The organism is Mucilaginibacter sp. (assembly GCF_039935595.1).
In the GTDB taxonomy this organism is placed as follows: domain Bacteria; phylum Bacteroidota; class Bacteroidia; order Sphingobacteriales; family Sphingobacteriaceae; genus Mucilaginibacter.
Window position 1 is genome coordinate 1 of sequence record NZ_JBDTJZ010000116.1, and the last position, 13,216, is coordinate 13,216.

General features: G+C 40.9%; 10 protein-coding genes and 1 pseudogene. 6 read left to right on the forward strand and 5 right to left on the reverse strand.

Going from position 1 to position 13,216, the window contains the following annotated elements; translation table 11 throughout:
- The 4 genes and pseudogenes from ABI367_RS08000 to ABI367_RS08015 form a co-directional block, all read left to right on the forward strand.
- Window positions 1-500 (forward strand): annotated as a pseudogene (locus tag ABI367_RS08000) (hypothetical protein); the annotation flags it as partial.
- Window positions 501-550: 50 nt separating this feature from the next.
- On the forward strand, window positions 551-3,415 hold the full coding sequence (locus tag ABI367_RS08005) for an outer membrane beta-barrel protein (RefSeq protein WP_462229191.1): 2,865 nt from the start codon (window positions 551-553) through the stop codon (window positions 3,413-3,415).
- 101 nt (window positions 3,416-3,516) lie between these two features.
- Window positions 3,517-3,759, forward strand: coding sequence for a MoaD/ThiS family protein (locus ABI367_RS08010; protein ID WP_462229193.1), 243 nt, complete (start codon window positions 3,517-3,519; stop codon window positions 3,757-3,759).
- Window positions 3,760-3,770: 11 nt separating this feature from the next.
- Window positions 3,771-4,190 (forward strand): molybdenum cofactor biosynthesis protein MoaE, encoded by a 420-nt coding sequence (locus ABI367_RS08015; protein ID WP_462229195.1) that lies wholly within the window; start codon window positions 3,771-3,773, stop codon window positions 4,188-4,190.
- A gap of 62 nt (window positions 4,191-4,252) precedes the next feature.
- Here the strand turns inward: ABI367_RS08015 and ABI367_RS08020 are convergent, their stop codons facing one another.
- The 5 genes from ABI367_RS08020 to moaA all read right to left on the reverse strand — a co-directional run bounded on the left by ABI367_RS08020 (window position 4,253) and on the right by moaA (window position 9,204).
- The gene (locus tag ABI367_RS08020) at window positions 4,253-5,308 is read right to left on the reverse strand and encodes a ThiF family adenylyltransferase (protein ID WP_462229197.1); all 1,056 of its coding nucleotides are present in this window, start codon (window positions 5,306-5,308) and stop codon (window positions 4,253-4,255) included.
- A gap of 19 nt (window positions 5,309-5,327) precedes the next feature.
- A complete protein-coding gene (locus tag ABI367_RS08025) occupies window positions 5,328-6,476 on the reverse strand; it encodes an NTP transferase domain-containing protein (RefSeq protein ID WP_462229199.1) in 1,149 nt (382 codons plus the stop codon).
- Window positions 6,457-6,939: a cyclic pyranopterin monophosphate synthase MoaC gene (gene moaC, locus ABI367_RS08030; protein WP_462229201.1), complete on the reverse strand. Its 483-nt coding sequence runs from the start codon at window positions 6,937-6,939 to the stop codon at window positions 6,457-6,459. Before moaC ends, ABI367_RS08025 begins: the two co-directional genes overlap by 20 nt.
- Window positions 6,939-8,144 (reverse strand): molybdopterin molybdotransferase MoeA, encoded by a 1,206-nt coding sequence (locus ABI367_RS08035; protein ID WP_462229204.1) that lies wholly within the window; start codon window positions 8,142-8,144, stop codon window positions 6,939-6,941. Before ABI367_RS08035 ends, moaC begins: the two co-directional genes overlap by 1 nt.
- 70 nt (window positions 8,145-8,214) lie before the next feature.
- Entirely contained in the window at window positions 8,215-9,204 is a 990-nt protein-coding gene (gene moaA / locus ABI367_RS08040) for a GTP 3',8-cyclase MoaA (protein WP_462229206.1), read from the reverse strand.
- A gap of 124 nt (window positions 9,205-9,328) precedes the next feature.
- Between moaA and ABI367_RS08045 the strand changes: the two genes are divergently transcribed.
- Complete coding sequence (locus ABI367_RS08045) at window positions 9,329-10,690, forward strand: MFS transporter (protein WP_462229208.1); 1,362 nt, start codon at window positions 9,329-9,331, stop codon at window positions 10,688-10,690.
- 436 nt (window positions 10,691-11,126) lie between these two features.
- Window positions 11,127-13,216 (forward strand): magnesium-translocating P-type ATPase (mgtA, locus tag ABI367_RS08050; protein ID WP_462229210.1); only part of this gene is annotated, 2,090 nt, incomplete at its 3' end.

Below are 13,216 nucleotides of genomic sequence, written 5' to 3' on the forward strand. Positions count from 1 at the left end.
AAGCACATAAACAAACTATTGCCACAAGTAAAGAGATAAAAGTGTTCGGCTTTAAAGACATTACAGATAGTACCATATCTATATATAATGAATATAGCCTAAAAACAGCTATTGGCTACGATAAACAGGGAAACTATGTTTATGAAGTAGCTATACCACTTAAATTAATGGACCTATCTATTAACAACCCTAAAGAGTTTTCTTATAACGTGAAAGTTAACGGAAGACAATTACCAAACTTTAACAGAGACGGTGGCGATAATGCCGGTGGCGCAGGCGGTTTTGGTGGCGGCGCTGGTGGTGCAGGCGGTTTTGGTGGTAGTGCAGGTGGTTTTGGCGGTGGTGGTGCAGGCGGCGGACGAGGTGGTGCTGGTGGAGGACGAGGTGGTCCTGGCGGCGGAAATTTTGGCGGTGGCAGAGGAGGCCCCGGCGGAATAGATTTTGCAGAGTTAACAACCCCAAGCGATTTTTGGGGAAAGTATACCCTGGCTAAAAAATAATACCCCTAACATTAATACCCCTAATATTAAAATAACTTAACCTTACACAAATGAAAAAGACAATTTTTATGGCTGTAATGATGATGGTATCATTACAGATGTTTGCGCAGGATCAGATACGAAGACCGCAAACACAAACCCCTGCTGCTGTACCACCGCCGCTGGCATTAAGAGAAATAAGCGGTGTTGTTAAAGATGCCCAGGGTCAAACCGTAATTGGCGCAACTGTATTTTTAAAATCAACAAAAGACAGTATTAAAACAGCTACTAATGAGGATGGCATATTTGTATTCAGAAACGTAAAAATGGCCACGTTTGTGCTTACTATATCAGGCGTTACTTATAAATCTTTAGTAGCCAGGTATAAACAAAATGATGCGGTAAAAAGAATAGTTTTGGATCCGATAACGTTAAAGGACGAGTCTACCCTGCTTAATGAGGTGAAAATTAACGGTACTCCAAGTATAGTTTATAAACCAGACACAGTTGAGTATAGAGCCAGCGACTATAAGGTGCGTGCAAATTCAACCATCGATGAGGTATTAAAAAAGATGGAGGGTGTAGAAGTTGGCAATGATGGTAGCTTAAGTATACAGGGACAATCAGTAGGCAAAGCAAAGCTTAACGGAAAAACATTTTCAGGAGGTGACGTAGCACAGGCAATTCAAAGTCTACCTGCTGATATTGTAGATAAGATTCAGTTTGTTGACGATTATGGCGACCAGGCCGCACGTACAGGTGTAAAAGACGGCGACCCGCAAAAAATATTAAATATAACTACCAAAGCCGATAAATCAGTAGGCACAATTGGACGGATAACTGCCCAAGCAGGTAATGACGATAGGTATAATGGGCAGCTATCTATACAACGCATAAACGGCAACCAGCAAATAAGTTTAATAGGCAGACTTCAAAGCACCGTAACAGGAGTAGCGTCAAGTGGTGGTGGCGCAACTGGTAGGGGCGCAGGTGGAGCTACCGGAGGCGGTGGCGGCGGCAGCCCAGGTACTTTACGTACAGGGAACCCAACATTCACGTATCGCGATCAATGGGCCCCTAATTTGCAGGTAATTAGCAATTATGGCTACAATTTTAGCGATAACAACTCTGTTAGCAATAGTTATGGTCAAACCTATTCTACCAGGGGCTTGGGTACATTTGTGAGATCAGGCACCAACCAGGCAAATTCACATGGTCATAATGCATCTTTTGAGATGGATTGGGATATTGATAAACAAAATTATCTACAAGTTACACCAACATATAGTTATACCCAATCAACATCAACTGGCACTAATTTTTCTGACAATATAAACAACTTCACTAAAACAGGCTTTGAACATCAGTTAAATAACAGTGGTTCAAATAATGTAACAACTACGCCAACATATGGCATTACAGTTTTATACCAGCATATATTTACAAAACCAGGCAGAAACATATCTATACAAAGCAGTATTACTAAAAGTAACTCACAAACGGACAAAGATGCCAATAACAGGTTTAGATATTATGCCGATACAACACAAAATCTTTTGTTAAAAGACTCATTAGTTCACCTACTAAATAAACAAAGTAGCATTAATACTACCTTCAGAACAAGCATTACTTACGCCGAGCCGTTAAGCAAAGCATCACGTCTTGAATTTAACGGACAAATGAGGCGGTCAAATAATGATAACGTAGCAATTTCTGATACGGTTTTGGCTAACGGGCAAACACAACAATTACATAGGTTAGATAATATATTCAATTACGATTTTACAGAATATAGAGCATCATTAAGCTACCGTTTTACAGCAACCAAATTTAACTTTTTGTTAGGTGTGGCAGCGGTCCCTTCGCAATTAAATGGCACCAAAGTTAATACTGGTACCGGGCAGGATGTATCTACAGCACAATCTTATTATAGAACCATACCCGTATTTCGTTTTGCTTATTCGTGGTCAAGTACTGAGAGGATAACATTAAACTATATTGGTACCAATACAGAGCCTCAATTCCAGCAAATACAACCTTTTGCAGACAGGACCGACCCTAACAACGTAATAGTTGGTAACCCGACTTTGAAGCCTTCATTTTCTAATTCGCTTGATTTGGTATATAATAACTATATAGCCAATTCAAAACTTAATTTTTCTGCTGAGATACGGGGTACAACCGTAAGCGACCAGATAACGTCAGACCTTAGCCAAATTCCTACATTAATTGATCTTACAAACCCTAAATTAGGTTATAAATCAACAAACCAAACTAACTATGTTAACCTAGGAGGATCACATACTGTAACCGGCCAGTATACAATTGCGAAACAATTGAATGACAGGAGATATAATTTAAACTTAATTGGTAGTGTAAGTTACGGTTACAATAATGCTATGAGTAATGATATTCTTTATCACACAACAAGCTGGAAATTTAATGAGCGTTTTGGCCCAAGGATAAATCCTACTGATAATATTGAATTTAATCCTTATATCCAGTATCAATTGAACAGGCAATTTGCAAATACCACAAATGCAACCGGAGCATCGTTGCAAACAACTTCATTAGCTGTTGATGGACGTATGTATTTCTTTAAAACATGGCAAATTAATTATAGTGCTTCTAAAAACTTTATAAAAGGTATAACAGGCGGCGGCAATCAAAACCCGTTTGTAATTAATGGAGGTTTTGAAAAAGAATTAGGTACCAAAAGAAATTTTGTATTAACTTTTAGTGCGTTTGATTTACTACATCAAAACAATTTTATACAACAAACTCAATCTCCAACAGGTATTACCAATACTATTTCCAGCAGTAAGAGTCGTTACTTTTTGTTTGGGTTTCGTTTAAACCTTCAGCAATGGAGCGGACGGGCCAGCAGGAATGGCAGAGATATGCAACGCCGTGGAGACGGAAGCTTTATTTACTAAGTTCTATATGGTTTGATACAACAAAGGCGGTCTGATTTTGACCGCCTTTGTTGTTATATAGAATATTTAGTTAATGTGCCGTATTTGCCTTAATTTTGAATATGGAAGTTAATATACTGGCTTTTGGTATTGCTAAAGATATTTTTGGGGCGCCCGCTGTAAGTGTGCAGTTAAATAATGATGCCACTGTTTCAAATTTGAAATACCTGTTAGAGCATCAATATCCTAAGCTTAAGCAACTGGCTTCGTACATGGTAGCTGTAAATAACGAATATGCGCTGGATGGCGACACCGTACATCAGCGCGATGAAATTGCTATAATACCACCCGTAAGCGGCGGTTAATATTTTATACTTTGTCCACACAAATAAAAATAACTGACATCCCTTTAAATGCAACTAATTGCATTGACTGGATAATGTCGCCACAGGCTGGCGGCATTGATGTTTTTATTGGTACGGTACGCAATGCAACTAAAGGCAAAACCGTATTAAAGCTTGAGTTTGAAAGCTATCAGGAAATGGCCATTAAACAAATGGAGAAAATTGCGGAACAAGCTTTTAATAAATGGCCCGTTCAAAAAATATTGATCCATCACCGTACAGGCGTGTTGCAGGTGGGCGAAATACCCGTAATAATAGCTGTAGCCGCAGCACACCGGGACGCGGCTTTTGATGCCTGCCGTTATATTATTGACACGTTAAAACAAACGGTACCCATTTGGAAAAAGGAATTTTTTGAAGATGGCGAAGTTTGGGTAGCAGCCCACCCGTGATAATTGTTGAATTAGTGATTGATAAATAATTAATTATCCTGCAATCATATAAATCTTAAAAATCATAGTCCAAACCAGGCCTGCAAACCACCTTCTAAAGAAAAAACTTTAGTGTTTTTTAATTTGTACTGAATGGCCTTTACGGCCTCCCCGCTCCTTTTGCCCGACGAACAATACAGCACTTTGGTCACGCTGTTATCCAGGTAATTTAAATTATCTTCCAGTTCATCAGCTTCAATATGTATACCGCCGATATCAATAATATCCCTTTCCTGGTCAGTACGTATATCAACTAATTCTAACCATCCGGTAGCCAGTCCTTTTTTAACGTCTTCAACCAGCATAACCGGTATTTCTCTGGTTTCCGTTAATCTGGTGATAGTAGTTTTGGTAACTGTACCTATTTTAATCTGACGGCTTTGTAAGGTTTGCGCATCAAACACCAATACTTTTCCTGCTAATAACTCGCCTGTTTTGGTAATGTATTTTATGACCTCGTTTGCCTGCATACAACCAATTATTCCAGCCAGGGTTGGTATAACCCCACCATCAGCGCAATTGGGTATTTGTGCAGCATTTACCTGCGGAAACAAGTCGCGGTAATTGGGGGTTTTAGTACCATCAGCATTGGTTAGGTTCCAAACAGCCAGTTGCCCTTCAAACTGGTAAATAGCCCCATATACAATAGGTTTGCCTGTAATTACAGCCGCGTCATTAAGTAAGTAGCGGGTATCAAAATTATCCGTGCCATCTATAATAATATCATAATTTTTAATGATATCCATTACGCTGGCTGATGTAACTTTTACATCATGGGCCACTAATTTTATACCCGGGTTTTGTTGTTGCAGTTTATAGCTTGCAATAACTGCTTTCTTTTTACCTATATCATCGGGCGTGTACAATATTTGCCGGTGCAGGTTGCTAACAGATACGGTATCATAGTCGGCTATACCCAGCGTACCTACTCCTGCTGCTGTTAAATATTGCGCGGCGGGGCAACCAAGCCCCCCTGCTCCTACAATTAACACCTTAGCCTGCTGCAATAATTGCTGCGATGCTTCGCTAAAGCCGGGAAGCGCTATCTGGCAACTATATCGTAACAGACCTTTATTCATTTTTTTAATTAATAACCCTTTAGTGTAGTACTTGTTTAACTTTTTCCAGGTCCTCGGGCGTATTTACGTTAGTTAAAGCATCCGGGTTAGGTGCTTGTAATAACCCGATATCACTATTTATCAAAACTTTGCGCGGGCATGAATACCCTTGTGCCAGCCATGCTAACAAAACGGGATAGCTTTTAGGCTCCCAAATGGTGATAAGCGGTTCCGGGAAATCATCAAAACCGCTTTTAAAGGCGGTAGCTATTGCTGATGGATCGCGGTTAGCAATTAAGTAGGCTAAAGTTTCATTATCCATTAACGGCAGATCGCAGGCTATAACCAGCAAAGCTTTATCGGGGTTTTCCCGAAAAGCCGAAAGTATGGCCCCATAAGGGCCCAAATCAATAAAAGTGTCCGCTAAGGTATTATATGCAGTATCTATTTCATTTTTTTGCTCTGTACGGCAGGATATAAAAACTTCCTTACAATGGGCTTTTAGCATATCAGCCATATAATAGCGCTGCTGCTTGCCATGCCAGTTAACCAGGCCCTTATCATGGCCCATGCGTACACTTTTACCACCGGCCAGTACAAGCCCGTTTAAAGCAGGTACAGCTTGTTGCATTTTATCCTCAAAAAAAGTGATGATATTTTCCCTGTCATCCAAACTATAAACCGGGATATTTTGCCAGTGTGGTATAGCCTCTTTTACAAAATCAAAAATTTCGTCGGTTGGCTCGGCTAATAAAATGAGTTGCACATTGGTTAATTGCTCAATACGCTTTTGCAACGATGCCTTTTTATTGTTGTATACAATTACCACCTGTGCTTTTGCCTGCTGGTGATTGCCGTTTACCAAAACCAAATCAGCATCGGCAAATTGTTGTTTAAACTTTATGGTATTTAGCTGTGCGCTATAATTAAATTGATGAAAATTTAACTGATCAGTATACTCTAAAACAGCGCCGCTGGCCAGGCGTCCGGATGTTGACAATATATCGTCATTATGCGAAGTATCCGCATAAGCACATTTATATTTAGCTGACAATGAGCCTATTACTGCATCAGCCAGCAACTTAATAGTAGTGCATGGACCGCCAACTATGGCCCATTCGTTTCGTCCAAAATTTCCGGTAACCGGCCGCACTAATGCAGTGTGTTTGTTATGACCTTTTGAAATCACGTTTACCCCCTGTTTTTTCCACCAATTTGGTTTCTTTAATTACAATATCATGGCTCAGCGCCTTACACATATCATATATAGTTAAAGCCGCAACAGACGCGCCAACCAATGCTTCCATTTCAATGCCTGTTTTAGCGGTAATGCTGACGGTACAATTAATTACTACCTCACGTTCCTCGTTAAATTGAATAGTTATATTACAATTTTCTAAACCCAGCGGATGACAAAGCGGTATCAGGTCGCCGGTTTTTTTTGCGGCCATAATACCTGCAATTATTGCCGTTTGAAACACCGAACCCTTTTTGGTTTGCAAATCGCCATCGGCTAATTGTGTTAATACCTCATCAGGCAAATGTACTATACTGCGCGCTGTAGCTGTACGACGCGTAATAGCTTTTTCGCCTACATCAACCATAGTAGCACGTCCGGTATTGTCTAAATGTGTAAAGCCAGTATCTTTCATTACCATAACTGATTAAACGGCCATATTCTATATACTTCGCCCATTTTAAACTCACTTTTCTCTGAAGGGAGTTCCATAAAGGCGTCTGTATCTGCTAAGTTAGCAAAATCGCCGGAACCATTCCCTTCAATAGGCATGGCCAATAACTGCCCTTGCTGGTTAAAATTGAGTTTTACCTGTAAAAAGTATTGAAGTTGCGGCTTAAATATAAAATCCTCATTTAAAACTGCATAAACAGGCGGCTTAACAGTTTGCCCGTTTGATAATTGCAGCCACGGCATAAAATAACGATGCATACACATAAATGTGGCAACCGGGTTACCCGGAAATGCAAACACCACTACCCCGTTATCATGCTTACCAAACCAAAATGGCTTGCCGGGCCGTTGCTGTACTTTATGAAATACCTGTGTTACTTCCAGCTCCTTTAAAGCCTGGGGTATATAATCAAATTTACCCATGGATATGCCGCCACATAACAGAATAACATCATAACTATGCAGGCATTGCTGTATGTTTTTTTTAGTACTATCAGCATCATCAGGTATATGCAGCATGGCTGCCGTTATACCCTGCGAGCTTAAAATGGCTTGCATAGTATAGCTGTTTGATTTCCTGATCTGGTAGGGCGATGGTTTTGCGGCTACGTCAACCAACTCATCACCCGATGATATAATTACCACCCGAGGATGGCGCTTTACCCGTATCTCTGCCTCACCTACCGAAGCTATGGAGTTAATTACCGCGGCATCAACCACTCTCCCGGGCAATAATATAATATCTCCCTTTTTCTTATCTGCTCCCTGCCTATGTATGTTTTGGCCTTTTTTTATAGGTGATGTGGTTATGGTAGCATATCCGTTTTGTATTTCAACATCTTCATAACGCACCACGGTATTAACAGTTGTAGCTAATGCGGCCCCGGTCATTATCTCAACACATTCCTCGCCGTCGTCAATATCAACAGGTTGATCGCCCGCTGCTTGTACGGCCTTAATTTTAAAGGTTTTTACTCCTTTTTCTATCACATTATAGCTTATGGCTATACCATCCATACTTGAACGGTTAAAGGGGGGCAAATCGCGATCGGTAATTATAGTTTCGGCCAATACTCTTCCTACAGAAAGTTCAAAAGGTACAATCTCCGCACCAAAATCGGTAATAGTTTCGGCTATTAATTTCTCGGCTTCTTCAACCGTTATCATATCGTTTGGTTATTAGTTGATTATGTTTATATAAGTTGATTACTGAACAGGCGACTTAATCAACTACAAATTATCCACCTATAGTAGCCATTGATTCATGCACTCCCGTTTTTAAAAACCGGTTATGCTCGGCTTCCCAACCATCTTTTACTCTATGGCTAAAGGCATTTAATAATTGATCTTGTAATTGATCATCGTTGGCACCACTTCGTATAATGTCACGTATATTTAGCACCCCGTCGTCATATAAACAGTTTTTTAACTGTCCCTGTGGGGTAATGCGTATGCGATTGCAGGTTCCGCAAAACGTACGCGAATAAGCTGCAATAATGCCTATACTCCCCCTATGGCCGGGTATATGATAATTATATGAAGTAGAATTTGGCGAATCAATTAGTTTTTCAATATCCGGGAACCTGCTCCTGATTTTTTCTAGTATGTGTACATAGTCCCATTGCAGGCCACTATAATTATGGCCATCGCCATTAAAGGGCATTTCTTCAATAAAACGCACGCTTACAGGTGTATTCTTAGTTAATTCAACCAGCGGAATAATATCATCAATATTCTTCCCGTCCATAACCACAGTATTTATTTTTACTTCGATATCATGCTTCAGCAAACCATCTAAAGTGTCCATTACATTTGCAAATTCGTCACGACGTGTAATAGCGAAGAAACGATTGGCATCCAGGGTATCCAAACTTAAATTAACTGACTTAACACCCAGTTTTTTTAATTCGCCAATATAAGGCACGGTTAAAACACCGTTGGTAGTTAGCGTTAATTCTTTTAATCCGTCAAGGTTTGAAAGAGAGGTTAAAAGCTGCATGATATCCTTACGCACAAAAGGTTCGCCGCCGGTAATACGTATTTTTTCAATACCCATTTTAACCAGTACGGCACAGCTGCGCAGCATTTCCTCGTAGGTCATTAACTCTGTTCGTGCAAGCCAGTTTAAGCCATCTTCGGGCATACAATAAAAACAGCGCAGGTTGCACCTGTCTGTCACCGCCAGGCGCAGGTAATTAATTTTTCTGCCGTGATTATCTATTAACATTGCTTTTGTAAAAATACCATTTTATTGGCTTTCATTTTAACACATTCAAGGTAACTATATTAATGCAGTGTAATTTTATTTAGATTATTGGAAACCGCGACTTGCAAAATTATACTTTTGACCCGTGCAAAAAGCAGCCCCCCTATCTTTCGCCTTTATTGTAGGCACAACCTGCCTGGCGTTTGTGGTATCGCAACTGGATATCTCTATCGTTAATGTTGCCCTGCCTCAAATATCCCGCTCGCTGGGGGCCGACGTAAGTCAGTTACAATGGATAGTAGATGCCTATACCATAGCCTTCGCCGTTTTAATGCTCTCTGCAGGTGGCATGGGCGATTTGCTCGGTGCCAAGCACCTGTTTCAATTGGGGTTAGTAGCATTTGGCCTTGCATCAGCAGGTTGCGGTTTTGCGGAGAGCCCGCTCAGTTTAATTATTTTCAGGGCCTTGCAGGGTTTAGGTTCGGCTATAATGATACCCAGTTCATTAGCTATTTTAAATCAAAGTTTTGCGCACGATAACTTACAGCGTAGCCGGGCTGTTTCTTTCTGGACAGCAGCAGGTTCTATTGCTATAGCATCGGGGCTTATTTTAGGGGGATTATTACTACAGGTAAGCAATTGGCGGATGATATTTTTTGTGAACTTACCTATTTGCCTTATTGGATTGTTGCTAAGTGTACGCCTTGCAGAAAGCGAAAAACACCCCAATAACGGTTTTGATATACCAGGGCAATTAACCTGGATGGTTGCATTAACCATACTAATAGCCTGCATAATTGAACTACACCATTTTGGCTTTGGTAGTTTATGGATATATGGCGGGTTAATTTTTAGTATTGTCGCTTTTATCCTTTTTATTGTAATAGAAAAACGGGCAACTGCTCCTATTTTATCATTGGATCTGTTCAGGTCAGCGCATTTCAATGTTATTATTTTGCTGGGTATGGTATTTAACAGTGCTTATTATGGGACAATATTTGTTTTGAGTTTATACCTGCAAAATGTGCTACACTATTCGGCTTTAGCTGCGGGTATTGCGTTTTTACCGTTAACTGGCGGTTTTGTGATATCAAACTTATTAAGCGGTAGGGCTATGAACCGCTACGGTATTAGGGTACCTGTGTTAACCGGCATTTTTATATTTATAGTAGGTTTTGCTGAGTTATATTCAGTTAAGGCTGATACGCCTTATTGGCGACTGTTTATTCCATTTTTTACCATCCCGCTTGGTATGGGGCTTGCCATACCTGCAATGACTACAGCTATATTGGGTGGCGTAACCAGAACATTATCGGGAACAGTATCAGCTATATTTAATACCAGCCGCCAGGCGGCCGGCGCTATGGGTGTAGCTGTATATGGCACCATAGCTTATGGAGGCACAGCAGCAGTAGTAAATTCAATCTCCATAAGCGCTATTGCTACGGTAGCCGTGGGCTTATGTGCTGCATTTTTAGTATACAAAAACCTTAAAAGAGCATCCTAACATTCAACAGTGGTATCAAGTTAACTTTTTAAATATCTCCAAAAATAGGAGCCGAAATTTTTTTTTAGCATTTGATGCATTTAAAATTATTGATAAACAACATAAAAAGAAATGTTTTTGTTTTTTGATAAATTGCATAAATTATTGGGGGTAGATTATCGGGCTTTATTTTTTGAGACAACTGTTGAAATGGCTATATATATTGGCAATCATTAATAAAATCGTTAAAAATTAGATCGCTGATTGTGGGGTTCGATATTTTTTATGGAAGTTATGATGCCTCTATATGTATATTGCTTAACAACTGACAAGGCTCACCGGCTCAAATGACTATGATCATATTTTGAAAAGGTAGTATTTATAAACTTTGATGTAAGCAATAAAAAGTATATGATCAATATACCTTTGCTACTTTTTTTTTCAAACTAACCTCTCCATGCAAACCATACCTGAACCGTCAGAACTTTTTTGGAAAGAGGATACAACAACAGCGCTAGACCGTTTAAATGTTACGCTTAATGGTTTATCAGGCCGGGAAGCGGCAGCCAGGCTTAAATATTACGGCCCTAACACACTCAAAGCGAACCCCAGACAACGAATATTTCTTTTATTGCTGGCACAATTCAAAAGTCCGGTTACCCTATTACTCATTGTGGCGGCGCTATTGGCAGCCGGCCTTGGGGATGCAGCCGACACGATCATCATCCTAACCATTGTATTAATCAGCGGGTTATTGGGCTTTTGGCAGGAAAAGGGTGCTGCTAACGCTGTTAGCGGACTGCTGAAAATGGTGCAGCTCAACTGTGCGGTCATCAGGGACGGCCAAATACTTAATGTCCCTGCAGCGGCAGTGGTACCTGGCGACATCATTCAACTATCTGCCGGTGATATGATTCCCGGGGATTGTCTGCTGCTTTCTACAGGCGACCTTTTTATCGACGAAGCAACATTTACCGGAGAAACTTTCCCTGTAGAAAAAAGATGCGGAATCCTTCCTGCTGACACTCCTTTAGCAAAACGATCAAATGCTTTGTTCATGGGGAGCCATGTCGTCAGCGGAAAAGCCAGTGCGCTGGTTGTTCATACCGGTATGACCACTGAATTCGGTAAAATATCTGCCAGCCTGCAAAGCCGGGCGCCGGAAACTGATTTTGAACGGGGTATACGCAAATTTGGTTACCTGCTAATGGAGTTGACACTATTGCTCGTATTTTTGATATTCGCGTTGAACGTCTGGCTTCATAAACCTGTATTAGATTCTTTTTTATTTTCGCTGGCACTGGCCGTTGGCCTCACTCCGCAATTATTACCGGCCATCATTAGTGTCAACCTTGCTACCGGTGCCCGGAAGATGGCTAAAAAACAGGTGATCGTGAAACGCCTCTCGGCCATCGAAAATTTCGGCAGTATGGATATATTGTGTACAGATAAAACTGGTACTATTACAGCCGGCAAGGTTACGCTTAATGAAACGCTGGACTGCAACGGGCAGCACAGCGCCAAAGTTCTGCGTTATGCCTGGTTAAATGCAGCGCTGCAACAGGGTTTTCATAACCCCATTGATGACGCGATTTGTCAGGCCTACGGTGCACAAACCACCCGACCTGCATTAATTACCGAAATTCCTTACGATTTTATTCGCAAAAGACTGACTATACAAGTCAAGGAAGCCGGACAATACATGGCAATAACAAAAGGAGCATTACAACCAATGCTTGAAATCTGTTCGCACGTAGAAAGTGAAAGCAAAATCATTCCTATTACACCTGAATCTCAAAATGCGCTTTTAAAACGGTACCAGGAACTAAGCCGTGATGGTTACCGAACATTGGGTGTGGCCTGCAAATTATTGCCGGATGAAAGCCGGGTAAGCCGTATGGATGAGGCGGATATGACTTTTTTGGGTTTTATCACTTTATTTGACCCGCTTAAGCCCGATATCGCTAATATAATCGAACAATTAAAGCACTCAGGTGTGCAATTGAAGATCATAACCGGCGACAATGCATTGATTGCACAACACCTCGCTTTGCAGATAGGCATCCCCGATGCTAAAATTTTAAAAGGTAGTAAGATACGGGAGATGACCAATGCGGCATTGCTACATGCAGCACCCTTAACCAATCTGTTTGTTGAAGTTGAGCCCAATCAAAAAGAAAGGATCATAATGATCTTAAAAAAAGCAGGATATGTAGTTGGCTTCATGGGCGATGGCATTAACGACGCACCAGCCCTACACGCCGCGGATGTGGGTATATCGGTCAACACCGCGGTCGATGTGGCCAAAGAAGCCGCAGACATTGTGCTATTAGATTCAAGTTTGCAGGTATTGATGGATGGTATTATAGAAGGACGCAAGACTTTTGCCAATACCATGAAGTATATATTTATGGCAACAAGTGCCAATTTTGGCAATATGTTCAGCATGGCTGGGGCTTCCCTGTTTTTGCCATTCCTCCCTTTACTGCCAAAACAGGTATTGCTCACCAACTTACTTACTGATTTTCCCGAAATGGCGATAGCCGG

Bases quoted from the DNA above. Each gene is read 5' to 3' on its own strand.
- moaC (WP_462229201.1), bottom strand. From the start codon at position 6,939: ATGAAAGATACTGGCTTTACACATTTAGACAATACCGGACGTGCTACT.
- ABI367_RS08005 (WP_462229191.1), top strand. From the start codon at position 551: ATGAAAAAGACAATTTTTATGGCTGTAATGATGATGGTATCATTACAG.
- ABI367_RS08010 (WP_462229193.1), top strand. From the start codon at position 3,517: ATGGAAGTTAATATACTGGCTTTTGGTATTGCTAAAGATATTTTTGGG.
- moaA (WP_462229206.1), bottom strand. From the start codon at position 9,204: ATGTTAATAGATAATCACGGCAGAAAAATTAATTACCTGCGCCTGGCG.
- ABI367_RS08035 (WP_462229204.1), bottom strand. From the start codon at position 8,144: ATGATAACGGTTGAAGAAGCCGAGAAATTAATAGCCGAAACTATTACC.
- ABI367_RS08020 (WP_462229197.1), bottom strand. From the start codon at position 5,308: ATGAATAAAGGTCTGTTACGATATAGTTGCCAGATAGCGCTTCCCGGC.